The sequence below is a fragment of the Lentzea kristufekii genome (assembly GCF_033949925.1).
GTDB lineage: Bacteria > Actinomycetota > Actinomycetes > Mycobacteriales > Pseudonocardiaceae > Lentzea > Lentzea kristufekii.
The window spans coordinates 1-634 of the sequence record NZ_JAXAVV010000090.1 but is presented as its reverse complement, the minus strand read 5'-3'; the positions used below and the strand labels follow the sequence as shown (position 1 = coordinate 634).

The following is a 634-nucleotide window of genomic DNA, read 5'->3' as shown; positions in this document are numbered from 1 at the left end:
CAGTTCGCTCGGGTCGGTAAGGCCCTCGCGAGCGGCAAGCGACTGGAGCTGCTCGACCTGATCGCTCAGGGCGAGCGCACGGTCGACGCGCTCGCGAAGTCGGCGGAGCTGGGGCTGACGACCGCGTCGGCGCATCTGCAGACCCTCAAGCAGGCCAACCTCGTGGTCACCCGCCGCGAAGGCACGAAGATCTTCTACCGGCTGGCAGGAGACGACATCGCCGCGCTGTTCGCGCTGCTGCGCACCGTCGCAGACGACCGGCTGCCCGACGTCCGCACGGCGCGTGAGGCTTATCTCGGCGACGACACTGACGCGGTCAGCCGAGAGGAGCTCCTCGAACGTGTCCGGTCTGGACGCGCGACGGTGATCGACGTGCGGCCCGCCGAGGAGTACGCCGCCGGGCACATCCCCGGCGCCGTGTCCGTTCCGCTGGACGAACTGGCGGACCGGCTGGCCGAGCTTCCGGCCGACCAGGAGGTCGTGGCGTACTGCCGCGGCGCCTACTGCGTGCTCTCCCACGACGCCGTCCGCCTGCTCACCGCGCAGGGACGAACTGCCCGCCGCCTCGCCGACGGCATGCTCGAGTGGCGCCTCGCCGAGCTCCCCGTCGCGGTCTGAGAAATGGACACCGTGA

At 71.0% G+C, this 634-nt stretch carries 1 protein-coding gene; it reads left to right on the top strand.

Annotated elements, in window-relative coordinates; translation table 11 throughout:
• Positions 1-618: ArsR/SmtB family transcription factor (locus SK571_RS46195; protein WP_319990438.1), on the top strand; the 618-nt coding region annotated here is incomplete at its 5' end.
• Positions 619-634 lie beyond the last annotated feature (16 nt).